Source organism: Gracilibacillus sp. JCM 18966, from assembly GCF_055392695.1.
The window spans coordinates 4015660-4040714 of record NZ_AP043883.1 but is presented as its reverse complement, the minus strand read 5'-3'; the positions used below and the strand labels follow the sequence as shown (position 1 = coordinate 4040714).

Here is a 25055-nt window from a genome sequence, read left to right as displayed (position 1 = left end):
GATGAGTAAAATGGAATCAAAGAAAATGAAAGATACTCGTGTTGTCCAAACAGATCAAGTTCTTATAAATGATTTAAATAATTATAACTCCTTATTCGGCGGAGTTCTGATGAAAAAAATGGATGCCTGTGCCACTTTATCGGCAAGAAGGCATTCTCGCATTAAGGAATGTGTTACTGCTTCAACCGATTCAGTGAATTTTATCGCACCGATTTTTCAATCAGATTCAGTTTGTATTGAATCATTTGTCACTTATACTGGTAAAAGCTCAATGGAAATATTTTGTAAAGTCATTGCAGAGGATTTAGAAACAGGTAATAGGCGCTTTGCAGCAACTGCCTTTTTAACGTTTGTTGCATTAGATGAAAATAGAAAGCCAGTGAAAGTTCCACAAGTAATACCAGAAACAGAAGAAGAGAAATACCTATATGAAACAGGCAGTGAACGTGTAAAAATTAGAAACCTAAAAAGAGAACAAAACAATGCATTAGTGGCGAAGCTCTTAATTGATAAACCTTGGGACTAATAGGATGGAGGAAGAAATCATGATTGTTACTTCTAGTTTTCAAGAATTGAAGGATGCTAAAGGATCCATTAACGATTTACAAAAAAATTATCCAGTACAATATCAACAACTTATCAATGCAATTAAATTAACAAGACAATTGCAATACGGACTACAATATTTTGGTTGTTTTCTATTGGATGAAGATTGTCAGGATTTTACCCCTGAACCAGAGGAAAGCTATGTGCTTTCCATTTATCAGGATGAAATCAATAAACTGAAGCAAGATCCAAGTTTTTCTGTTGTCAAACAGTTATTAAAGAAACATCAAGCGATTAGCTATGAAAATGTTTGTAGACTAGCAATTGGTAGTAGTCCAGAGTTTTTGGTAGGACCAGTTGTAGTGAAATAATGAATAATGACAAAATCCCTCATTCCTTTGTCTTAAAAAGGATGGGGGATTTTTTATTGAATTGCTATATTTCGTCAAAAGTATCAATGTTTTCACAATTTTCGAGTTAAAATAGCCAAAAAGATTGGACATCAACCGAATTCTATATAATAATGGTAAGAAATCCAATAGTAAAGGAGATGGAGAGAATGGATTGGATGAACGTAGTCATTGAATATGGAAGGATTATTTTATTTGCACTTATTACACTTATTGTCGGACTAATTGTGATTAAATTCATTGTTCGGATTGTAGGAAAACAATTAGAACGCTCTAAATTAGATGAAAGTTTAAAGCCATTTCTGCAATCATTAGTTAGTGCAATTTTAAAAATTTTACTGCTTATATCTGTCGTTAATATCTTAGGATATCCGACTGCTTCATTTGTTGCAGTGATTGGTGCGGCAGGTTTAGCAATTGGTTTAGCGTTCCAAGGCTCATTAGCTAACTTGGCCGGTGGTGTATTATTACTTACCGTTCGCCCATTCCGAGTAGGTGATTACATTGAGGGAGCAGGATATAATGGAACAGTAAAGGCGATTCAAATCTTATATACAGAATTGATTACACCAGATAATAAAGTGATCTTTATTCCAAATGGTAATTTATCAAACGCAGGTATTGTCAATTATTCAGTAAACAGTACGCGTCGGGTCGATTTTAAGTTCGGAGTTGGATATGAAGCAGATACGAAGCATGTTATTCAAACATTAGAGAGTGTGGTACATAGTCACCAAGCGATATTACAGGATCCAGAACCATTTATTCGTCTATCTGCACATGGTGATAGTGCGGTGGAATATACAGTAAGGGTTTGGGTAAATGCAGAAGATTATTGGGACGTACATTTCGACATTTTGGAACAAGTAAAAACAAGGTTTGATCAAGAAAACATCTCGATCCCATATCCACAAATGGATGTACATGTAACAAATGAATAACTATAGACACGGAGGACTGCCATTCATATGGCAGTCCTTTTTCCGTTTTTAAACAGCTAGCAAGTGGGACTTGTAAAAATAATAGTAAAGAAAGTCAATATAAGCGTAAAAACCGCTAAATAACTATGAAATAATGTAAGCGTTATCAATTGAGGGGAGGAGGTATAGTCATTTAATTGCTACAAGTTTATAAAAGACTTGGCGAAATTATATCCAAAAAGGGGTGCTTCGATGAAACGTCTTTATTTGTTGTTCATGCTTATATTTCTCATGCTTATTGCGGTTGGTTGTAACGGTAATGCTGATCCATCCTCTTCTGAAACAGATAGTGATACTACAAAGGTAACATTTAGTTATTGGGGAGGGGATTTTGATAAAAAAAGGATGGAAGCAATAAACGAGGAATTTAAAAAAGTCCATCCAGAAATAGAGGTAGAGTTAGTTAACCTTCCAGATGGTGAAGAATACTCACAGAAGCAAACAGTTATGATGTCTGCGAAAACACCATATGACGTCATTCAATTTGCCGAGGAATCCTATCAATTTGCCTCAAGAGGTGTGTTAGAGGATCTCACACCATACATTGAAGAGGATGGTTTGGATTTAGATCAATTTTATCCTGTAGCAATTGATGCATATACACATGATGAAAAGGTGTATGGCTTACCATTACGCGTAGGGTCTGTCATTATGCTCTATAATAAAGACTTATTTGATCAACATGATTTAGAATATCCAAATGAAAATTGGACATGGGATGATGTAGTGAAGGCCGGTGAGAAAATAGCAAATCCAGAAGAAGGTATCTTCGGTATGAATCCTATTGGAGGCTGGTGGGCAAGTACATCGCAAACGTTACAATCATTTGGTGGAGGAGTATTGAATGAGGAAAAAGATGCCTTTCATTTAGATTCCCCTGAATCACGGAAAGCAATTGAATTCATGAAAGAAGTTACATGGGATAAAGACATAGCACCAAGTTCCACACAGATTCCTGAAGGCATTGACCTATGGACGAGTGGCAAAATAGCGATGATGATTGATGGACCATGGCACATATTAAGCAGCCAAGCAAATATTAAGGAGTTCGATTGGGATATGACGACAGCCCCAGCCGGTTCTCAAGATGCCACCCCAATCTTTTCTAATGCATTTCACATGGCGAAGGACTCGAAGGTGAAAGATGCAGCATGGGAGGTAATCAAGTTCTGGACAGGGGAAGAGGCGCAAAAAATATTAGCACAAGAGCATGGTGATACTCCAACAAATAAAGAAATTGCCGAATCTGATCTATATTTAGACTTAGGTGGTAAGGCACCAGAAAACTTTGAAATGATGCTCACTTCCCTTGAAGGAGCTTATCCTCCTCAAGTGACGTCAGAATGGGGAGAGATTAATCGAATCGTTCAAGAAGGGATGAGTAAAATGGTTGATTTAGATCAGCCAATTGAAGAGGTTATGCCAGGAGTGAAATCCGAAGTGGAAGCACTTCTTCAAAAATTGAAGGATTAATCCATTGTTCTACTTGGTTTAGGATAAGGAAGATCCTAAACCAAGTTTGATCTTGACATGCTAGAAGGGGGAATGGCTGTGAGAAATGAACGAAAGCAGTTCTTATTATACGTTTCGCCATGGATATTTGGTTTTTTAGTTTTTACAGCAGGTCCAATGCTCGTATCACTTTATTTAAGCTTCACCGAATATGATATCTTATCACCACATACTTGGATTGGTATAAGTAATTATATCGAGCTTGTCTCAAACGACAGATTTTGGAGCTCATTGTGGAATACGATTTATTACACTATTTTAGGAGTTCCCTTACATGTTTTTCTTGGGCTAATGATTTCTTTACTTCTATTACGAGCAATTCCCGGGATTATGATATTTCGAACAGCTTTTTATTTACCAGCCATTTTTGGTGGTGTGGCGATTCTGTTGCTTTGGAATTATATGTTAGCACCTGGGGTTAACGGGCAGAATGTTGGTTTAGTTAATGCCATGCTCTCTTTAGTCGGGATAGATGGACCTGGTTGGTCAAGTGATCCGAATTGGGCAAAGCCAACCGTTGTGCTTGTCAAGCTATGGGGTGTTGGAGGAAGCTTACTGATCTTTTTACCTGCCTTATCTAGTGTGCCAAAGGAATTACATGAGGCTGCAGAAATGGATGGAGCTTCTCCATTCCGCAAGTTCTGGTCCATAACATTTCCGGCGATTAGTCCAGCTGTATTGTTTGTTGCAACAATGGAAATTATCGGAACACTAAAAATGTTTATCGAGCCAATGATTATTCCAGGCCTCGATCCTGCTTGGACCGATACCTTGATGATTCACCTCTATCACAATGCATTTGAATATTTTCAAATGGGCTATGCATCTGCATTAGCTTGGATTATGTTTGTCATTATATTAATGATTACCATCTTGAATTTATATTTATCCAAAAGGTGGGTGTATTACGATTATGAATAATGGTCAAGTCGCAGTTCCGATGAGGGACACGAACAAACAGCATAAAAGCAGACTAGTTCTGTTAATGATAAAGTACATTCTTTTAATTGGTGGTACCATCGTATTTATGCTCCCACTTGTTTGGACATTATCAGGATCCTTAAAACCTAATGGGGAAATTTTTACTGTTCCTATTCAATGGATCCCGGAGACATTCATGTGGCAGAACTATATCAATATGTTATCAAGTTTTCCAATGGTTTCCTATGCATGGAACAGTATGATCATTGTCGCATTTAATATTATTTTTGTTCTTGCCTCTTCTTTCTTTGTTGCTTATGGTTTTGCTAGATTTAAATCACCATTAAATGGACCACTATTTTTAATCGTTTTGGCTACCATGATGATTCCTGAACAAGTTACACTCGTTCCCCAATTCCTATTATTCTCTGAATTAGGGTGGGTGAATACTTATTTGCCTTTAATTGTACCAAGTGCCTTTGGTGTTCCGTTTAATATATTTTTGATTCGACAGTTCATCAAGACTTTACCTAAGGAGCTAGATGAATCAGCTTACATGGATGGGGCAAATTCCTTTCAGATTTTATGGAAAATTATTGCCCCACTCTGCTTGCCTATTATGGTAACAATTGGTATTATGACCTTTAATTTCCACTGGAATGATTTTCTCGGTCCTTTGATTTATTTAAGTGACCCAGATAAATTCCCATTACAATTAGGGCTATACTCATTGCAGGGGGAAAGAGACGGTATAACGGATTATGGAATCTTGTTCGCTGCTTCTTTAACTGCATTGATACCACCACTCCTTTTGTTCTTATTTTTACAAAAGTATATCTTATCAGGTATTAAGATCGGTGGGTCTTTAAAAGGATAATAGGGGTGGGCGAAATGAAGAAGGTTAATTTGAATGGATTGTACAATTGTTGTGAATGGGTGATGAAGCTAACCTATCTAAATATTCTATGGTTCTTATTTACTCTTATTGGATTGGTGTTTCTCGGATTTGGGCCTGCAACTTTGGCGATGTTTTCCGTGAGCAGAAAATGGATCTTAGAAAAGGAAGAGGTGCCAGTTTTTCAAGTTTTTTGGCACAATTTTAAGAAAAATTTCTTTCAAGCAAATTTATTAGTATACACACATTTAATCCTTGTTTATCTTTTATCTGTCTACTATCTGTTAATAAGCGGGTTAGAGGGGGTGATAGGTGATTTATTTCAAGTGATTACTCTCGTTACGACTTGTTACTTCATATTGATTATCTGTATGTCATTTCCTTTATTTAGTCACGCTAAGCTATCTATTTTTCACTACCTTAAATACTCTGCCATGATCGTTATCAGTCATCCATTTCACATGTTAGCTTTAGCTTTTTCGATTCTATTAATCTGTCTATTATTTCTTTTATTACCTGGATTAATCCCATTTTTTTCAGGAAGTATGACAAGTTTAGTGACGATGTATATTGCTTCTAATATTTTCAGAAAGCTTGAGCAAGTAGAAGGGAAGAGTGCTTAGTGTAATGAATGCAGAAAGGATGAATTAAGTTGAAATTATCATTAAGAAAAACAATCGCTTTAGGAGGTATTTTTCTATTGCTGTTAAGTATCATTCAGCACCCTATTCGTATAAACGCACAGCAAAGCCCCATTAAAGAAGAGGGGGAGGTGAAAACGATGATCAAATTAGATCCTAGTTATCAGCATAAATCCTTTGAAGGCTGGGGGACGGCATTGGTATGGTTTGCTAACATCACAGGAGGCTGGCCTGATCACATAAAAAATGAACTAGCAGATGCGCTATTTGGAGAGGATGGTTTAAACTTTAATATTGCACGTTATAACATCGGTGGAGAGGATTCACCAGAAACAGAGCCATATATGCGTCTTGGTGGTGCCGTACCAGGATATTGGAATCGACCAGCAGAATATAGCCCACCAGAAAATGCAGGAGACGATTGGGAAGAACCAGATGATTGGTGGGATCCAAATAACCCCGACCATTGGGACTGGGATAAAGACCAAAATCAACAATGGTGGTTAGAAGCCGCAAAGAAAAGAGGAGCTAATTTATTTGAAGCGTTTTCTAATTCTCCGCCATATTTTATGACGAATAGTGGGTACACTTCAGGAAACTTTGATTCCTGGGAGGATAACCTCCAACGAGATAAATTTGAAGAATTCGCCATTTATTTGACTCGAGTAGTCCAATATTTAGAAGAAGAAAAAGGTATAGATATTCATACATTATCCCCTGTTAATGAGCCTAATACAGGCTATTGGGGTGCCTTAGGTAGACAGGAAGGATCGAATTGGTCACCAGAATCCCAGGAGAAAATCATTAAGGAAGTAAGTGAACAACTAAAGGAGCTACAATTAGGAACTGTCGTATCTGCAATGGATGAAACAAATCCACAAAAATTCAGACAGAATTGGGAGCAATACGATGTAACGACAAAGGAAAATGTAGGTCAGATGAATGTACACACATACTGGCCTGGTGAAAGAACCGCTGTCCGTGATCTAGCCAAGGGCGAGAAGAAGCGTCTATGGATGTCAGAAGTGGACTTAGGAGGAAGTGTCCCACAGGATTTTGATCATATCGAACCAGGATTGGAGTTATCAGAACGTATTGCATCGGATATTATGAATTTAGAGCCTCGAGCTTGGGTGCTTTGGCAAGCTATTGAAGACCAAATAAACATGAATGAAGACAATGAAAATTCGAATTGGGGTCTCATTCAAGTGGACTTTGACCCTGATAATTTTGACGAGCTAGAATGGCACAAAAATAAAAAATATTACACGATGGCAAATTATTCGAAGTTTATTCGACCAGGCTATAACGTTATTAATACAGATAATAACAATACACTAGCAGCCATTAATAAGGAAAATCAGGAAGCGGTTGTCGTTTATACCAATCATACCGAAAACGCTGAAAAGATCGACATCGACCTCTCAGGATTTGATGTGGTAAAACAGTCAGCTTCTGCCGTGCCATATACTACGTCAGCTGACAGTAATCTCACACAAGGAGAAACAATACAGGTTGAAAATGATCAGCTTATCACATCTGTAGCACCAAAGTCGGTTACAACATTTGTTATTTCTGATGTCTCTGGGGTGAAGAAGGAGGAAGTATACTTATCAGATAATAAAGTGTTTAAACTAGAAAATAAGCACAGTCAAAAGGTATTAGATGTAGAAAAGGAAAAAGCTGTTCAGTACTCAACAGAACGAGGAAAGGTTAGTCAGGAATGGAAAATTGAAAAGATAACGGATAGCTATACGACGATGGAAAAATACCGAATCGTGAATAAGGAAACAAATCAAGTGTTAACCCACCAAGACGGAAAAGTCATACTAGCTGAGGATAGTGGAACGGGGGCTCAGCAATGGATTATCTCTACTACTGGTAAAGAGGAATATATGTTTATCAATGTAAAAAGCAGAACGTTACTAGAAATAGGTGGCCAATCAAAAGAAGAAGGAGCCTCAGCAGGTGTTTGGAAGGCTAATGCAGGTGCAAATCAGGCATGGAGAATTTTTGAGGCAGGCATTACTAAATTAGAAGACACCACAATTTGGACAAGTATTAACAAAGCTCCACGCTTACCTGAAGCAGTAATCGCACATTATGGTAATGGAGATATTGTGGAGGAAAAAGTAATCTGGAAGGAGATATCTTCTGACCAATATGAAAAGGAAGGGAAATTTACCGTGGAAGGTAAGGTTTCGGGAACAGATTTAAAAGCAAAGGCTATCGTATATGTAAGTGAGATAGTAAATGTGACAGAACCAAAATTAAAAACAGTTATCGGTAATGCACCCTCCTTACCATCCTTTGTTGAAACACAGCTAGCAATTGGGGAAAAAATTAATGTTCCTGTAGATTGGGAGGAAATAGATCAAGCCAAATATGATGAACTTGGACAATTTACGGTACATGGTTTCGTCACTGGTAGCACCCAAAAGGTAATCGCTAAAGTACAAGTAAGGGAGGCTGCTATCGAAAATATAGCACTCCAAGAAAATGTCGAGGAGTACCCGGCTGCTAGTGCCTCTTTTACAGGTCAATGGGATGATGTGGATCGAATTAATGATGGAGATTACTCCAGTAATAGGTGGACAAATTGGGATCCAAATGAATGGCGTGAAAAGGACTGGATACAAATAGACTTTGGTAAGACAGAAGCAATTTCCGAAGTGAGATTTACCTTTTACGACGATGAAGGTGGAACAAGACCACCAGAATCCTTATATCTAGAATATTGGAATGGCTCCGACTGGACAAAAATCAAAAATTCGGACGCAATCATAGAAGATAAGGATGAAAAAACGATAACCTTTGATGAAATAACCACATCAAAGATTAGAGCACAGCTAAAGGCAATGCCTGAAACGTGTATTGCTGTCGTTGAAATGGAGGTAATGGGCGTAGGGGATAGTCCTATAATAGGCGAGGATGCCACATTAACTAATATTTTAGTTAACGAGGAAAAGCTAGAAGGCTTCCGATCAGACCAATTCACTTATGAATTAGAAGTGGAAAAAGAAACCGACATCCCATCTATTATCGTAACACCTACAGATTTGTTTGCGACATATGAAGTAGTTTTACCAGACTCTGTCCCAGGGAAAGCATCGATAATCGTTACTTCCGAAGACCAAGAGAATACCAATACGTATCAAGTACATTTTACTGTAAAGCAAAACCCCGATGATGGAAAAGGGACGATTGCAGGGTTAACAGCCTTATTTAACAGTAATGTCGAATCAGGAGAAATCTCTGGATCTATGGTAAAAGTAATGAGTAATAGACTTAGGCAAGCGGAACAACATTATCGGGATAATAAGTTAAAGCAAACCATTAAGAGTCTAGAAAATTTTCAAAAACATTTAACGAGCAACAAAAATCGGAAGCATGTTTCTGAGAGTATCATTCAAGAGATTAGCCATTATGTTGACGAAATAGTAGCCGAATTAGAAAAAAAATAGAAAGCCATTCACTGAGACTAGCTTAAATCAAGCTGGGGCTAGTGCGATGGCTAGCCCCATACCTAAAGTGTGTAACCACTTAATGATTCAAAAACAAGAGGAGGAGTGGAAAATGAAAGACTTAAAAGCAAAAAAAATATTTTTGTCTACGGTTTTAATGCTAATGTTTAGCGGAATTGTCCCGATATCTATTGCAGCAAGCTTAGCTACTTCCTCAGCTACTACTAATTACCAAGGTGTTCCGGTAGGGGAAATTTGGAATGATACGGATGGAAATCATATTCAAGCACATGGTGGAGGTTTTCTTGAATATGATGGCTGGTATTACTGGATTGGCGAAGACAAATCTGATAATACACACGATACACATGGAGCTAATCTTTATCGTTCAAAGGATTTATTAAATTGGAAATTCGTTAAAACGATTCTTTCAGATGAAACAAATCCAGGAGAAAACACAGATGAATCACCTGGTCTAGTGGATCCAGAAACAGGTAATTTTAATATGGAACGTCCGAAGCTTATTTACGATGAAGATAGCGAAAAATTTGTCTTATTTGCCCATTGGGAAAATGGAGAAAATTATACTGCTTCCCGGTTGCTGATCGCTTCTTCGGATACTATTGACGGACATTATACGATCCATCATAATTTCAGACCTGGTGGTTTTACTTCACGTGATTTCAATGTATTCCAAGATCCAGATACGGGAGAAGGATATTTAATTAGTACACAAGATCATGAGAACATGAGAGTTTATCCACTTACGGAAGATAGTACTAATGTGGTAGTGGATGAATCTTATTTATTATTTACAGGTCAAAGAAGAGAGGCCCCAGCTTTAATTAAAGCAAATGGCATTTATTATATCATCACCTCAGGACAATCTGGATGGTATCCTAACCAGGCAATGTATTCCTACACAACAGATATTAGTAACCCCGAAGGTTGGGCTAAGCTTCAACCAGTAGGAAATAATACGACTTTTTATAGTCAACCAACGAATATTATGGAGGTAAAAGCCAAAGATGGCAGCTCTCAATATGTTTATATGGGAGATCGTTGGAAGCCTGATTCGATCGGATTCTCCACCTATGTTTGGCTACCACTTGAAATAAATCATGAAACAAAGACAATGACAATGGAATATGAACCTGGCTGGTATATGGATTCTGATACAGGGAAATTTGTCCATCCTAATGTAACGAATGTATCAGAAGGTAAGCCTGTCTTTGGGGAAGATAATGTTATTGAAGGAAAGTTACTACGTTATATAAATGATGGTCATTATTTTGAACCAGATACTTGGAGTCCAGACACGAAATATTATCAACAAAATAAAGTACCATGGTCTGCAACGATTGATTTAGAAAAAGTGTATGATTTAGCCCGTGTTGACTTTAGCTTCAAGCAATTCAATGGTTCAGAGGCATACTATCAATATACAGTACAAGGTAGCAATAATAATAAAGATTGGACGTTGCTTGCGGACGAATCCCAGAATAAAATGACTGGTTTTAAAAGCAACCAGTTAGAAGGTAAATATCGTTATGTAAAGATAGATGTGACAGCCGTAAAAAATGCCCATAATGATAATTCTACGGCTAGCTGGGAAAATGGGTTACTAGAGATGCAGGTTTATGCGAATAATCTAGATAGAGAAATTGCTGCATTACCTGTAGTTAATAAGGAAGGGGAAACCTATCCATCGGAACAATCTATTACACTCACTAGTCCAGATAGTAATGCCCGTATCTACTATACGACGGACGGTTCTGAACCAACGGAGAACAGTACATTATATGAGGAACCGATTGCACTAACCTATGGCGAGACAACGCTAAAGGCGGTTTCTTATGTAGACGGGGAAGAGTCGAGCGGTATATTAACAGAAACGTATAATCTTATAGAACCAGATACGATTGTATCTGTGGTTGGTCCAACCGAATTCGCCGTCACTGCCGATGAAGGTGCTTCAGGTTTACCAGAAACACTTGAAGTAAAGAATGCGATTGGTGAAACGGTGACAGAATCAGTTAATTGGCTAACAAATGATATAGATTTTACCCCTTATCACTCAGAAAAGATTACAGGGACGATGGCTGATGGTTTTGAAGTAACTGCAACCGTAGATGTAATTAATCAGGATACCAATTATTTTATTCATGGTGCTGCAACAGAGGATCCTTTTTTTCAGGCTGTTAAGAAAAGATTAGGTGATCAGCTTATCAATAATGTCCCTGATCAAGAGTATGATGGCAATTGGGGTTATACAGGAATCATTGGGACAGATATTGGTTCTCGCACTTCCGACTCTACCAATATTTATGATAGTGGCTGGTGGGCACATGCCGATAAAAGTATCGATTACAAAATAAATTTAGAGCCGGGGAAATATACAGTTATTTCAGGTTACAAGGAATGGTGGGGTGCTACACGAAATATGAAGTTCTCTGCCATAGATTCTACTGGTCATGTGCTAGATTCGGTAGAATTCACAACAAATAAAGACACAAAAGCCCACCAAGAAAGACTTCAATTTGAATTAGAACAGGCTGATGACGTACAAATTAGTGTTAGTAAAGTAGGTGGAAGTGATCCGGTTCTAGCATGGCTAGCAGTTGAAAGAGAAGAAATGATTTCCATCGATTCATTGAGAATGGCATTAAGTGATTACGTAAAATCAGAAGAAATAGCCAAACCAAGCTACAAAATATTAAATAATCGATTAACAGTAGCAGAAAAGCATTATGAAAAAAACAAGTGGAACCAAGCAATCAAAAGTCTAGAGGATTTCCTTAAGCATTTGAATAATAATGCTGACAATATATCGAGTGAGGCACAAGAGGATTTAAAAAAATATAGCGAAAAATTAATAGAGCAATGGAAGGAATAGCTAGAGTTATAAACTTTACTTGTAGGCGTATGCAATTATGCGAATAGAAAGGGAGATTTGATGGGGAGAAGGAATAAGAAACGAATCTGGGTATTCGCTTCTATCATGATTATCATTATTGCTGTTACCGTGTTCGAGAAGGATGATGTGAAAGCAGATCAAGATGTCCAAACAATTACGATCGATGGAGAAAAGGTCAATGATTACCATCGCTTCAAAGGCTTTGGTGTCGTCACTGCCAACAATACATCACGATTACTATTGGATTATAAAGAAGAACATCCAGATAAGTATTGGGAAATAATGAATCACTTATTTAATCCAGATACAGGTGCTGGCCTTGCTCATGTAAAGATTGAATTAGGTGCAGATGTGAATTCTTCGTCAGGAACCGAACCTGCAACAAAACGAAAGGAGAACGAACCAGCAAATGTCAGAAGAGGAGCAGGATTTCAATTTGCTGCAGATGCGAAATCGATTAATCCTAATATAACGACTGAAATCTTACGATGGGGTGAGCCACGTTGGACTTGGAATGGTGCCAAAGATGGCAATTTTGAAAATCGCTATCAATGGTATAAACAAACGATAGATGCAGTATATGAAGAATATGGCTTTAAACTAGACTATATTGGAATCTCACAGAATGAAAGAGCTATTAATGGAAACGGAAGAGTAGAAGTAGAATGGTTGAAATATTTTACTTCAAAGATTAAACAAGAGCCAAACTATGAATCAGATTATAAGCATTTAAAATTAGTAGCGGCAGATGGTTATCGTGACACATCTTCAATTAGTCAAGTATTACTTGACGAGCCTGATTTAATCGATGAGATTGATGTGATTAGTAGCCACTATGGATTAACTGGATCTGGTGAATTAAATCAGTTGCAAGAGCAATTAATAGCAGAAGGTAAACAACCAAAGGAATTATGGGTTTCGGAAGGAATTGCCCCAATGATTAATGCTCGATACCGAGATAACATGGAGCCACAATATCATGGGCTTGGAGGAAGGGCTGGGATTATAGACGTAACATCTCGTATCATTTCCGTTTACTCCTGGACCGGAGCAGGAAATTATCCACTGAATGCGGTATCCTTTGATTTTCAACCTGCTGTAGCAGCTTTTTATCAAGGTGCCCAATACAATCCTAAGCACCTGATCAGCGCATTTGATCCATGGTCAGGCTTTTATGAAGTAGATGGTGGTATAACGGGGGTCCGTCATGTCATGAATTTTGTTGAACAAGACGACCCATCAACAAAGGAAAATGAACGTTGGATGTACGTCGAGGACGCGACATATAGTGATGGTGAATTTTTTGATGGAGGGGTAGATGTTGATACAAGTACCCATAACTATTTAACTTTAAAGGATCCGAAGACAGATGATTATACAACTGTATTTGCCAACAACACGAATCTAACACGTAAATACAAGATTCAGACAAAGAATTTAAGTAATAAGCAAAACGCCCCTGTATACGTTTGGGAAACACGCGGACCAGATAAGGATGAAAGTTATGATGAAAATTGGCTTCAAAATATAGATGTTATCACACCAAAAGAGGGCACCTATGAAGTAGAGGTCAAGCCATATTCGATTGTCACGATATCTACATTAGATAAGGAATCAGAGGTTAGTGATTTCACCTATCAATCTAATCCAGTAGATTTAACCGAAGATACCATCATGCCTTTACCTTATAAGGATAATTTTGAATATGACGATTATTCCATTGATGAAAAAGGTAGAGATTATGTAGAACGTCGAGGGGGTACTCCAAGGTATACAACTGATCAAATCGGTGCATTTGAAGTGGTTACTAAAGAGACAAAACTTAACCGTGATATTCCAAATGCAGAACCACATGGAAATATGCTCATGCAAAAAATTACTCCAGATATGATTGGAGCAGAATGGTCCGTCTGGGGAGGAGAAGACGGATCAGCAGCTGACGTCAATCCACATACCGTATTAGGGGATTTCCGTTGGGTAAATTATAAGGCCTCCTTTGACTTTTTATTGGATACCGATACACAGCAAGTAGAAGGTAGAGAAAACTATGTGTTGATTGGTTTACGCCAGGTGAAATCAGCATGGTCCGATTCCTCTGCACCTTATAATGCTCGTATCTATGCAGATGGTCGATATGAATTATGGAAATTAGGAAATATTGAAAAAAGTGGTACCCTGAAAGGCTTTAATAATAAAGAATGGCATCATTTAGCTTTTGAGGCAAAAGAGAATAATTTTACGCTTTACTTAGATGGTAAAGAAATTGATAGCTTTATAGATGAGGATGCAACGGTAATGGCTGGTAGAGTAGCCATTGGTTCAGGATATTATCAGACATTATTTGATAATTTGCATATCGATAAATTGAAAAGATATACCTATACCTCTGAAAAATATGATAATGCACAAGGTAAGAAAATGAATTCAGAGGAAGAAGCATTAAGTCAAAAAGATAAATGGAATCCAATTAGCTATATTGGAGACTGGGAGTTTTTACAATCAGGGTACGGCCATTTTAATCGTACACTCATGCGCGCAGGTACAGAGATTCCTGTCTGGAATGGAGTGACGATCACGCATCAAGATATTGCTAAGCAACAAGGGGACTTAAACAAGGTGTATTATCAGGGTGATTGGTCATCCAATAGCAATAATGCATGGGGTTCGGATGGCGAAGCATTTGAAATTAAGTTCAAAGGTCATGGCATTCGATTATACGGTGAGGCAAATCCAAACAATGGAAAAGCAGATATTTATTTGGACGGTAAATTAGTTGCTGAAGGGAACTACTTAAACAATAGCAGTATGGAAAAAATGGTGTGGTCTGCTGAAAATCTAGAGGAAAGAGAACACACATTACGAGTAGTTGCTAAGGATGGCTGGACTAGTTTTACAAAAGCAGAAGTAGAAACCAATGACCCTATATCAGATGGTTCAGATAAAATAAGTAATAGTAGTATGATCTTTCATTTTAATGGCTCTGGATTCAATTTGTTTGGTGCTACCTCGGATTCCATAGTTGATGTTTATATTGATGGTGTTTTAGTAGATGATGATTATCGAATACAGGCAAAAGGTGATCGTCAAACCTCTTATTCCATTAGGGGCTTAAAGGATCAGGAGCATTCTGCAAAAGTTTATATAAAAGCAGGCGAATTTACCTTTGATGGTATGGATATCATCACAGGAAAAAATAAGATCGAAGTCGATAAAGCAGAATTACAAGAGCTTTACGATACTCACAAAGATAAAAATCGTAAAGAATATACGAAACAAAGCTGGAAGATATTCCATAAAGCATTGTTACATGCCAAAAGGGTATTAAAAAATCCTCAATCTACTATTTTAGATGTGGCTGAAGCAAGGAGCTCATTAGATGATGCAATAGCAGAATTAAAGAAAAAGTAAGGAAAACACACTAGGATCCTTTTAAGGAATTCCTAGTGTGTTTTAGCTATATAAGTAAAAATGCACATGATAAAAGTAAAAATAGAGCTATAACCCCTTGTTGAAAACGCTTAAAATGAATGGTAGGAAAGAAGGTGAACGACATGCAATTCCATACAACTAGTGGAATTTTTAGGCTATGTGATTGGATATATCGATTGGCCTATCTCAACATTTTAGCGTTTATTTTTACTATAATAGGTGGGATTATAGCAGGAATCTTTCCAGCCATTACAGCCATGTTTGCGATCAATAAAAAATGGATAGATCGTGAGGACGATTTTGTAGTGTGGAAAGAATATTGGGGTGCATATAAGCAATATTTTATTCAAAGCAATATAATTGGAAGCTTCGTCCTATTAAGCGGAATTGCTCTTTACATTGATTTTTCATTAGTACAGAATTTTAGTGGTTTTATCTATTATGTCATTTTAAGTAGTAGTGCAACCGTCTTTATTCTAGGTATCGTAGTTTTGTTATATGTTTTTGGCCTACTGGTTTCAGCTAAAAGAAAAATCTATCAACAAATAAAAGCTGCGATTCAAATTGGGACATTATTTCCTTTACAAACCTTTTGGATGCTTATGACGATTTGGGGTTTTTTATTTGTATGTCTGGTTATTCCAGGTTTGTCATTTTTATTTTTAGGAAGTGGTCTCTCCTTTATTGCAATGTACTTCACACAGCTGGCATTTAAGCGAATGAAAAAATATCAAATAAAGGAACCGATTAGAATCCAACCAATCGAGGAAAGAGGTGTCTTACATGGCAAGTGAAGTAAATTGGACTTCCCAATCTACACAGCGTAAAAAGAAAAGTAAAATAGAAAAAAGTGAAAATCTAGCAGGTTTTCTATTTGTTTCCCCAATGTTAATAGGGGTTTCGATTATCGTTTTATTTCCTATTATTGCAACATTTATATTAGCATTTGCAGATTGGAAATTTGTTCAAGGCATTGAAAATTTAAAATGGGTAGGTTTAGAGAACTTTTCTGAACTACTCGGGGACAAGAAATTTATTCAATCTGTTGTTAATAATGCTATTTTTATTTTTACCGTACCTATTACGATGCTTGTTGCATTATGTTTGGCTATCATTATTGACAAGCATGTTTATTTAAAAAGCTATTTTAAGGTAGCGTTTTTCATGCCATATATTTCAAGTGTTGTGGCTATTGCCGTTGTATGGCAAGTGTTGTTTCATCCGTCACAAGGTCCAATTAATCAAGTATTAATGTCATTCGGTATTGAAAATCCACCAACATGGATTTCGGATCCGAATTTTGCCCTTATTTCCGTAATGATTATCCATATTTGGATTTCAATTGGGTTTAATTTGATAGTTTATATAGCTGGGCTCCAATCTATACCCAAAGAACTATATGAAGCTGCAGATATCGATGGGGCAAATACATGGTACAAGTTTCGTAATATTACTTTTCCTTTAATCTCACCAACGTCGTTCTTTCTATTAATAACAGGGATTATTGCAACATTTAAGGTATTTGATTTAATAGCTGTCCTTACACAAGGTGGACCATTAAATTCTACTACGATGCTCGTCTGGCATTTATATGAGATGGCATTTCTTAACTTAGAAATTGGTTATGCTTCCGCAATTGCAGTTGTTTTATTTATTTTTGTATTCACAATTACGATCTTACAATGGTTGGGGCAGAAAAAATGGGTGAATTATTAAAGGTAGGTGTGTAGAATGACGTTAAACATAAAAAAATTAGTAAGTACGATTGTCTTATTGTTTTGTAGTATAGCATTTTTATTACCCTTTATTTGGATGCTCTCTACCTCTTTGAAGATAGAGGCAGATGTGTTTAAATTTCCAATAGAATGGATTCCTTCAAGATGGAATGCGGTAGAGAATTATAAAGAAGTATGGTTTGGAGAGCATCCATTTTATCTTTATTATTGGAATTCGATTAAAGTAGCTGTTCTCACAACTGCTTTATCAGTTGTCGTTTCTTCACTAGCTGCCTATGGCTTCTCGAAGGTTCGCTTCCCGGCTGGTGGATGGCTATTTATTATCGTATTAGCAACTTATATGGTACCACCACAAGCAAGTTTAGTACCACAATTCATTTTATATCGTTTTATTGGATTATTTGATAGTCACCTAGGCTTAATCCTACTCGGAAGCTTTAGTGTTTTAGGTACATTTATGCTTAGGCAGTTCTTTATGGGAATCCATCAAGACTTTATTGATGCAGCGAAGATAGATGGGGCAGGACACTGGCGAATATTTTGGAAGATAGCTTTGCCAATTGTTAGACCAGCTGTTGCCACATATGCTATTTTGCGGTTTATTTGGACATGGAATGATTACCAAAATCCACTGATATTCTTAAGAACAGATGCATTATATACGATCCAATTAGCTATGCAGAAGTTTACCACGATTAATGGAAGCTTCTATACACTAATTATGGCAGCAGCTGTATCTGCAATATTACCGTTATTGATTGTCTTCATATTAGGTCAAAAACATGTTATCGATGGAATTGCATTAGGGGGTGTAAAAGGTTAAGTATTTTCACAAGTATTCATTGAATGTCAAAATAGTGCTGTCATAGGTAAAAAAATGAGTATGTCGATAAAATTGAATTTTGTTAAGCTAATAGCATGAAAGGGTTTTCATAAAATAGAGGGGGTAGAATGATGCAAAAAAAAGTTTTGTGGGTCTTATTTAGTATGTTTATACTTATCGGTATGTTGGTTGGCTGTAATACAGAGGAAACCGATTCAAACGATTCAGCCAATGGTAATCAATCAAATGAAGAAGATGGGGAGGTAACGATCAAGTTCCATACACATGGAAACGAAGCAAGCTACAACTGGTCAGAAACCATTCCAGCATTTGAAGAGGCTTATCCAAATATTAATGTGGAACTAGTTGTGCTCAGTGAAAAAGGGGATACAAATGAAGCATTGCAAAAATTAGATTTAGCCGCATCCTCTGGTGAACAGCTAGATGTTCTGATGTTCAGTGATCCAGCATCCTATGCAGAAAGAGTAGATTTAGGTATGGTAGCTCCGATTGATGAATTTATTGAGGAAGAAGGATTTGAAGTAAGCGAGGAATATAAAGTGAACACAAAACTGAATGAAAGCTATTATGCTTTACCAGGAAAGTTTAATCCATGGTATGTATTAGTGAATAAAGATCATTTAGAAGAAGCTGGATTAGAGATGCCGACAGATTGGACTTGGGATGAGTTTGCCGATTATGCGAAGAAATTAACGACAGACGATCACTACGGAACATTTTTCCATGGGCCTCAAAATGGTGGTTGGATGGAATATATGAAGCTCGCTTTAGCAAGTGAAGAAGAGGAAACAGGTTTTATTAAGGAAGATGGTTCTTCTAATTTTGAACATCCACTTTTTCGTAAAACACTAGAATTGCGTTGGCAAATGGAAAAAGAAGATCAATCAGCGACACCATATACGGATATTATGTCACAGAAATTGCATTATAGGGATCAATTCTTTAATCAAGATTCCAGCCTAGTATTAATTGGGAGTTGGATGAATACAGAATTAGGTGGTACCGATCAATTTCCATTAGAATTTAATGTTGGAGTTGCGCCATATCCGAAAAATGACGAAAATTCAGAAGGTGGGTATACTCCTGTCACAACAGATTATATGGCTGTAGCATCAAGCTCGGAGCACAAAGAAGCAGCCTATCAATTTATCCGTTGGTACACAACAGAAGGTCAATTAGTACAAGGGAAGAATATTCCATCATGGAATGGTGTGGAAGATAGTGAACTAGAAGGGATTGTTGACACGATTTTAGCAGATACGAATAATCCAGAAAAAGTCGATAAAGAAGCATTAATTACGGTATTAAAAAATGCCAAGTCATCCAAGCTTATTGCACCAGTTTCGTATCAAGCAGAAATCTACCAAATGGTGAATGATGAATACGAAAAACTGATTTACGAAGAACAGGATATAGATCAAACGATACAGGCAATGCATGAGAAAGCGAAAGAAATAATAGCCAATAACCAGTAATCTAAAAAAAACAGTATGATAGCAATAAAATATAAAAGCGATTACAATTAGTATAGGGACGTTTTCTCCCGACCTTTCCCCACCCTTTCTTTCCTAGAGGAGTGAACAAATGATGGTGAATTTTCGGAGATTGGCGTCTCCTTCTTTTCGTTCTAAGGTATTTTTTGCATCCTTTTTATGTATCGGCATTCCTGTCCTCGTATGTCTTTCCTTTTATACATACTTAACGAGAGATGCGGTGGAAGAGCAAGCAATTATGAATGCCAAAAAAGAAATCAATTTAGTAAATGAGAATGTAACGAAAATATTAGAGGATTTAATGAATGTCTCCAATTTTGTTCAGATCGATACAGAAATCAATGCCGTGTTAAAAAGTAAAGCAAGAGATGGAAGTGGAGAAGATAGCCATACGTATGAAGCATATATGGAGGATCGGCTCGTTCGAAAAACGATTGAAAACATTACACAATTGGGGGAGAAATCCTATGTTACGATATTGCTAACAAATGGAAAGTATTATACGAATTATTCTGTTACGGAATATAATCCAATGGAAATATTCAAGAAGGATTGGTTTGAAGACTTGCAACAAATTAGAGGCTATCAATCCTTATGGGTGGGAGTGGAATCAACTGAATTCGCTTATGACCAACTGAATCACCCATTTCAGTTATCTGTAGCGAGAACCCTAAGAGACACCAATCAACAGATATATGGCTATGTGGTCGTTACACTACTTGAAACGAAAATCAGAAATATTTTACAAAACAAAAATAATCAAGAACAGATCCTTTTAGTTGATCAGAATCAGACGATATTATCTACACAAAATGCTGATCAAATTGGAGAAAAACTGGAGATTAGAGAACAGCTTACGAACAAGGATACCTCTACTATTATTGATTGGAAAGAGAAAAAGCATTTATTGACGACTAAGAAACTTTCCTTTAATGGTTGGAGTCTTGTTTCAATCATTCCATATAAGCAAGCGACATCCAATATCAATGCCGTATTTTCAAAGGTTTTTTCGTTTTTATCTATTTCATTCGCCATATTTTTTGTGCTATTAGCCTTTTTAATGAAACGTATTACAAAACCACTAGGTCATTTAGATAAAGTAGTGAAACAAGTGCAAACTGGTGATCTAACAGTACGTGCAGAGGTGAAAAGCCATGATGAAATCGGAAAGTTTTCCCGGTCCTTAAATCAAATGATTGAACGAATTAATGGAATGATTGAAGAAGTGAGAAATACACAGAGGAGAAAAAGACAGGCAGAGCTTGCTATGCTTCAAGCTCAAATTAATCCACATTTCTTATTTAATGTATTAAATTCCATTAGGATGAAAGTGTTAAAGTTCGGTGATAAAGACAGCGCTATCATGATTCAATCTTTGTCGAAGTTATTAAGAGGAACGATAGATAATAACCATGATATGATAACGGTTGCTGATGAAATTAGTCTAATTAGTGATTACGTTCATTTAATGAATATGAGACAAAAGCATAAGGTGAACCTCCTAAAAGAAATGGATCAACCAAGCACGGAAGTGATGATACCGCGGTTTATCCTACAGCCTCTAATAGAAAATGCGATTATCCACGGGTTTCATCAGAGTAATGGAAGGATTCTATTAAAGACAAGGGTTGAAGAGGGTGAATTAGAGATTTTGATTCAAGACAACGGAATAGGAATGGATCCGGAAACATTGGAAAAAGTTCAGAAGTCTTTCATCAAACCAAAAGTAAAGTATAAATCCAATAAAGGACTCTCTAGTATTGGTTTAGCAAATGTCTATGAACGTCTACATTTGACATTTCCTCTGAGACCATCGATGGAAATACGCAGTCAAATTGGAGAAGGCACAACGATTAGCATAAAAATTCCTTTGGAGGGTGATGGTATTGTACAAGGTGATGTTAGTTGATGACGATTTTCCTACCATTGAATTTCTGACAGAGGTGGTAGATTGGGACAAATTAGGTCTCAAACTAATTAGTACCCACGACAACGGCATGAGTGCCTATGAATCTGCTAAAAAGGAGATGCCAGATATTCTCATCACAGATATTGGAATGCCTAAAATGGATGGGATCGAATTAACGCAAAAATTAAAAGAACTAAAAACTAATTTACAGGTCGCTATTATCTCTTGTCATAATGAATTTAATTATGCGCAAAAAGCACTAAAATTAAATGTTCAAGATTATGTGCTGAAAGAAACACTTGATCCAGAAGATTTACAAAATATATTACGTATATGTAAGGAACGTTTAGATAATGAAAAATATCAAAAAGGTGAGGTGCAGCGTCTTCGACACCAGGTAAATCAAAATCATGACTTAGAAAACCAAAGACTGTTAAAAGAATTTATTCAAGGTGCATCCAATCGATTTCATCAAGAACGCCTACAACAAGACAAGTACTATATTCCTGTTCTATTTCTTATCAACCATTTTTATATTGTAAAAAACAACTATGTATCAGAGGAAACCTTGTTATTTGCGATTCAAAATATTGCAGAGGAAATGATTCTCAAGCAGGAAACACATGCATTGTTTATCCATTATGAACAGAACAAGGGGGTTCTTTTATACCCTAATTCTAATAATATTAAGCGGAATTATTTTGATGATTTACGAGTATTGTTGAATAAAATCCAACAAGCAATCAATCAGTTTTTGCATATTCAAATCACTTTTTTAATCGGGGACAATAAGCCTGTTTACCAAATAAAAAAGGAAATTCATTACTTAGTCAATAGTGATAAGCAATTGTTCTATTTAAAACAAAATAGCATTACAGATAAGCAAAAACTGAGCAAAGCGTCAAGCAAAAACAATAGAAGTGAAATGTTACAATTCTATCAGGAGATCATTAGTCGAATGAAGAAGGCTATTTTTCAACGGGATCGATCCGAATTAGAAAGACAAATCCATCATTGGTCTCTCTACTGTCAAAAGGAAGATTGTGATCCTGAAACAGTCAAAGAAGGATTTTTAAGAATGTTATTAGAGCTGAAAATGAAGTTGAGTTCTGTTCATTACTATCCATCCAATTATCAAGCAGAGGCAATCCAAAAGGATATTTTAATGATTGCTTCCTTGGAAGAGTTAAAGGAATATGTTCTTCAATATTTAATAAACTGTCTTGGCGCTTCAGAGCATTTATTAAAAAGCGCTTATCACAAGGATGTACTTAGTGCATGCTATTATGTTTCTAGTAATATTGAATCGAAATTTTCTTTGGATGAAGTGGCAGATCACCTTTACTTAAACCCAAGTTATTTTAGTCGCTTATTTAAAAAAGAAATGAATATTACATTTGTGGAATATATTAAACAACAAAAAATCCAACGTGCAAAGGAATTATTAGAATTCACAACAGATCCCATTGGTCAAATTTGTGAGCGATTAGGCTATGATAACCAAAGCTATTTCATTAAGATATTTAAAAAGCAAACTGGTTGCACTCCCTTAGAATACCGGAACAAACTTTTACAAGGAGTCCTACAATCATAATGGAAATAAATAAACAAGGAATCTGGAAAAAAAAACCGATAAATCCTAGTAAATTACCTAAAGAAATGCTAGCTTTTATAGAAAAAGAAGCGGAATGTTTCCTGACAAATCGAGCGAAGGAGCCCTCCTTTCAATCGTTTCAACACTTTCACAAGAACGGTGATCGACAGCTTTTTGAGAGCGAATATTTTGATCGAAGAAAGAGATTAACTACCTTTGGATTACTTAGCTATTTACACCCTAATGAGTCTATTTATATAGAGGAGTTAGAAAATCAAATTTGGCAAATTTGTCAGGAGTTTACCTGGTGTCTACCAGCTCATTTACATATGGAGCGGGAGGGGCAGACCTATGAAGACTATCGAATTTCACAATCGTTACATTATTCCATTGACTTATTTGCAGCGGAGACAGCCTTTACTCTAGCGGAGATTCATCATATTTTTCAAGATAGATTAGATCCATTTTTAATCGAAAAGATCAAAATCGAAATCGATCGAAGAGTGATTGCAATCTATTTAGACAATGGACCATATGAGTGGGAGGAGGCAACTCATAATTGGGCAGCAGTTTGTGCAGGATCGATAGGGGCTGCCGCTTTATATTTGGTATCAGATAGGAGCGTGCTTCGCTCGATCCTAGCACGAGTCTTCCAAACAATGGAATGCTATTTGCAAGGGTTTGAAGAGGATGGTGCATGTACAGAGGGATACAGCTATTGGCAATACGGGTTTGGATATTTTCTCTATTTTCTAGATTTATATGAACAAGCGACTGGAGAAACGTCTCGCTTATTATCAAGGGATAAGGTACATAAAATTGCTCAATTTCAACAAAATATTTTTCTATCAAGCAATTTTGTCGTGAATTTTTCAGATGCTATACCGATGGCCAAACCAATGCTAGGTTTCAGTCATTATTTATATCATAAATGGAATGACATTCATCTTCCTGCACGAGAGCATGGTCAATTTCAAATCATTGATCATTGTGGAAGATGGGCACCTGCTTTTCGTGAGCTTAGCTGGTACGATTCTAAATTACCGGGGAATAATTGGCCAGAGAAGACGGTTTTATTTGATGAATCGATGATATTTCTTTCAAGAATAAGCATATATGCTTTTGCCGCAAAAGGTGGACATAATGCAGAACCACATAATCATAATGATATCGGCCACTTTATTTTGCTTGGTGGGAATGAAATTTTTCTAAAGGATTTAGGAGCAGGGCAGTACCATAAAGACTATTTTAACGATAAACGCTATGACTTTATTTGTACAAGTGCAGCAGGGCATTCGATTCCGATTATTAATGGAAAATTTCAGCGTGATGGTAAAGAATATAAAGCTATTCCACTGAAATCAGATTTTTCGAAGGATGAGGATATATGGCAATTAGCTCTAGAACAGACATATCCAGAACCTACTCTATTAGCATACAATAGACGATTTCATTGGAAGAAAACAGCTAAACCAAGACTTTTCCTAACGGATGTATTTCAGTTTAAGAAACAACCAAGCTCCATTATCGAAAGTTTTATTTTAGAAGACAGAAGCTATCGACTATTTGATGATTATATTTTATTCGAAGGGGAGGAGCAATCATTAAAATTTATATTCGATTCTCAGCTTACTCCGATCATTGAGCAACAATTTTTTACTAATCATCAAGGAGAGCAGGAAGGGTTTCTCCGTGTTCAATTTCCGTTAGTGGATTTGGAGCAAGAAATAGAGGTTATATTCACATTAGAATTTTGTTAAAAGG

The 25055-nt window shown here is 36.6% G+C and carries 17 protein-coding genes; all 17 read left to right on the top strand.

Going from position 1 to position 25055, the window contains the following annotated elements:
• Positions 1 to 10: 10 nt before the first annotated feature.
• Positions 11 to 526, top strand: a complete 516-nt coding sequence (locus tag ACZ5N5_RS19625) for an acyl-CoA thioesterase (RefSeq protein WP_054859792.1) — start codon at positions 11 to 13, stop codon at positions 524 to 526.
• A 4-nt stretch (positions 527 to 530) separates the two neighbouring features.
• Entirely contained in the window at positions 531 to 917 is a 387-nt protein-coding gene (locus tag ACZ5N5_RS19620; RefSeq protein ID WP_464372966.1) for a hypothetical protein, read from the top strand.
• A gap of 188 nt (positions 918 to 1105) precedes the next feature.
• Positions 1106 to 1897: a mechanosensitive ion channel family protein gene (locus ACZ5N5_RS19615; protein ID WP_054787235.1), complete on the top strand. Its 792-nt coding sequence runs from the start codon at positions 1106 to 1108 to the stop codon at positions 1895 to 1897.
• 231 nt (positions 1898 to 2128) lie between these two features.
• On the top strand, positions 2129 to 3409 hold the full coding sequence (locus ACZ5N5_RS19610; RefSeq protein ID WP_464372965.1) for an ABC transporter substrate-binding protein: 1281 nt from the start codon (positions 2129 to 2131) through the stop codon (positions 3407 to 3409).
• Between the two features lie 78 nt (positions 3410 to 3487).
• Complete coding sequence (locus ACZ5N5_RS19605) at positions 3488 to 4369, top strand: carbohydrate ABC transporter permease (RefSeq protein ID WP_464367866.1); 882 nt, start codon at positions 3488 to 3490, stop codon at positions 4367 to 4369.
• Positions 4362 to 5246: a carbohydrate ABC transporter permease gene (locus tag ACZ5N5_RS19600; protein WP_054787240.1), complete on the top strand. Its 885-nt coding sequence runs from the start codon at positions 4362 to 4364 to the stop codon at positions 5244 to 5246. The genes ACZ5N5_RS19605 and ACZ5N5_RS19600 overlap by 8 nt, the downstream gene beginning before the upstream one ends.
• 14 nt (positions 5247 to 5260) lie before the next feature.
• Positions 5261 to 5887, top strand: coding sequence for a YesL family protein (locus ACZ5N5_RS19595; protein ID WP_109983658.1), 627 nt, complete (start codon positions 5261 to 5263; stop codon positions 5885 to 5887).
• A gap of 29 nt (positions 5888 to 5916) precedes the next feature.
• A complete protein-coding gene (locus ACZ5N5_RS19590; protein ID WP_464372964.1) occupies positions 5917 to 9369 on the top strand; it encodes a glycoside hydrolase in 3453 nt (1150 codons plus the stop codon).
• Between the two features lie 112 nt (positions 9370 to 9481).
• Positions 9482 to 12265: an FIMAH domain-containing protein gene (locus ACZ5N5_RS19585; RefSeq protein WP_464372963.1), complete on the top strand. Its 2784-nt coding sequence runs from the start codon at positions 9482 to 9484 to the stop codon at positions 12263 to 12265.
• 60 nt (positions 12266 to 12325) lie between these two features.
• Positions 12326 to 15694, top strand: coding sequence for a glycoside hydrolase family 30 protein (locus ACZ5N5_RS19580; protein WP_464367870.1), 3369 nt, complete (start codon positions 12326 to 12328; stop codon positions 15692 to 15694).
• Positions 15695 to 15813: 119 nt separating this feature from the next.
• A complete protein-coding gene (locus ACZ5N5_RS19575; RefSeq protein WP_464372962.1) occupies positions 15814 to 16509 on the top strand; it encodes a YesL family protein in 696 nt (231 codons plus the stop codon).
• A complete protein-coding gene (locus tag ACZ5N5_RS19570; RefSeq protein ID WP_464372961.1) occupies positions 16499 to 17431 on the top strand; it encodes a carbohydrate ABC transporter permease in 933 nt (310 codons plus the stop codon). The genes ACZ5N5_RS19575 and ACZ5N5_RS19570 overlap by 11 nt, the downstream gene beginning before the upstream one ends.
• A gap of 15 nt (positions 17432 to 17446) precedes the next feature.
• Positions 17447 to 18274 carry a carbohydrate ABC transporter permease gene (locus ACZ5N5_RS19565; protein ID WP_109983652.1) on the top strand — a complete coding sequence of 276 codons (828 nt, stop codon included), beginning with the start codon at positions 17447 to 17449 and terminating at the stop codon, positions 18272 to 18274.
• A gap of 128 nt (positions 18275 to 18402) precedes the next feature.
• The gene (locus ACZ5N5_RS19560) at positions 18403 to 19770 is read left to right on the top strand and encodes an ABC transporter substrate-binding protein (RefSeq protein WP_109983651.1); all 1368 of its coding nucleotides are present in this window, start codon (positions 18403 to 18405) and stop codon (positions 19768 to 19770) included.
• 109 nt (positions 19771 to 19879) lie between these two features.
• Positions 19880 to 21697 (top strand): sensor histidine kinase, encoded by a 1818-nt coding sequence (locus tag ACZ5N5_RS19555; protein WP_109983650.1) that lies wholly within the window; start codon positions 19880 to 19882, stop codon positions 21695 to 21697.
• Positions 21684 to 23291 carry a response regulator transcription factor gene (locus tag ACZ5N5_RS19550; protein WP_464373801.1) on the top strand — a complete coding sequence of 536 codons (1608 nt, stop codon included), beginning with the start codon at positions 21684 to 21686 and terminating at the stop codon, positions 23289 to 23291. Before ACZ5N5_RS19555 ends, ACZ5N5_RS19550 begins: the two co-directional genes overlap by 14 nt.
• Positions 23291 to 25051 carry a heparinase II/III domain-containing protein gene (locus ACZ5N5_RS19545; RefSeq protein ID WP_464372960.1) on the top strand — a complete coding sequence of 587 codons (1761 nt, stop codon included), beginning with the start codon at positions 23291 to 23293 and terminating at the stop codon, positions 25049 to 25051. The genes ACZ5N5_RS19550 and ACZ5N5_RS19545 overlap by 1 nt, the downstream gene beginning before the upstream one ends.
• Positions 25052 to 25055 lie beyond the last annotated feature (4 nt).

Coding starts and splice junctions, on each gene's coding strand:
- ACZ5N5_RS19585 (WP_464372963.1), top strand. CDS start 9,482: ATGAAAGACTTAAAAGCAAAAAAAATATTTTTGTCTACGGTTTTAATG.
- ACZ5N5_RS19545 (WP_464372960.1), top strand. CDS start 23,291: ATGGAAATAAATAAACAAGGAATCTGGAAAAAAAAACCGATAAATCCT.
- ACZ5N5_RS19570 (WP_464372961.1), top strand. CDS start 16,499: ATGGCAAGTGAAGTAAATTGGACTTCCCAATCTACACAGCGTAAAAAG.
- ACZ5N5_RS19625 (WP_054859792.1), top strand. CDS start 11: ATGGAATCAAAGAAAATGAAAGATACTCGTGTTGTCCAAACAGATCAA.
- ACZ5N5_RS19595 (WP_109983658.1), top strand. CDS start 5,261: ATGAAGAAGGTTAATTTGAATGGATTGTACAATTGTTGTGAATGGGTG.
- ACZ5N5_RS19615 (WP_054787235.1), top strand. CDS start 1,106: ATGGATTGGATGAACGTAGTCATTGAATATGGAAGGATTATTTTATTT.
- ACZ5N5_RS19560 (WP_109983651.1), top strand. CDS start 18,403: ATGATGCAAAAAAAAGTTTTGTGGGTCTTATTTAGTATGTTTATACTT.
- ACZ5N5_RS19580 (WP_464367870.1), top strand. CDS start 12,326: ATGGGGAGAAGGAATAAGAAACGAATCTGGGTATTCGCTTCTATCATG.
- ACZ5N5_RS19600 (WP_054787240.1), top strand. CDS start 4,362: ATGAATAATGGTCAAGTCGCAGTTCCGATGAGGGACACGAACAAACAG.
- ACZ5N5_RS19620 (WP_464372966.1), top strand. CDS start 531: ATGGAGGAAGAAATCATGATTGTTACTTCTAGTTTTCAAGAATTGAAG.
- ACZ5N5_RS19610 (WP_464372965.1), top strand. CDS start 2,129: ATGAAACGTCTTTATTTGTTGTTCATGCTTATATTTCTCATGCTTATT.
- ACZ5N5_RS19565 (WP_109983652.1), top strand. CDS start 17,447: ATGACGTTAAACATAAAAAAATTAGTAAGTACGATTGTCTTATTGTTT.
- ACZ5N5_RS19575 (WP_464372962.1), top strand. CDS start 15,814: ATGGTAGGAAAGAAGGTGAACGACATGCAATTCCATACAACTAGTGGA.
- ACZ5N5_RS19555 (WP_109983650.1), top strand. CDS start 19,880: ATGATGGTGAATTTTCGGAGATTGGCGTCTCCTTCTTTTCGTTCTAAG.